We start from the raw sequence: 253 nt of genomic DNA on the forward strand, positions 1-253 counted from the left end.
CCGTTGGACAAAGAAAAACGGCCTCTACAAACTCGGTTACAAACAACATACCCGTACCTATGAGGAAGGCTATATCGAGAAACTGCACATCACTCCCGCCAATGCCCATGAGTGCAAACATCTGTCTCCTTTGTTGGAAGATCTACCCAAAGGTACGACCGTTTATGCCGACAAAGGCTATGACAGTGAGGAAAACCGGCAACATCTGGAAGAACATCAGTTGTTGGACGGCATTATGCGCAAAGCCCACTGC

General features: G+C 48.2%; 1 protein-coding gene. It reads left to right on the forward strand.

Annotation, left to right across the window (positions count from 1 at the left end):
- The coding region (locus Q9I99_RS11390) for a transposase (protein WP_304666243.1) at window positions 1–253 on the forward strand (253 nt) is incomplete at both ends.

Origin of the sequence: Neisseria basseii (genome assembly GCF_962707005.1) — a bacterium.
In the GTDB taxonomy this organism is placed as follows: domain Bacteria; phylum Pseudomonadota; class Gammaproteobacteria; order Burkholderiales; family Neisseriaceae; genus Neisseria; species Neisseria bergeri.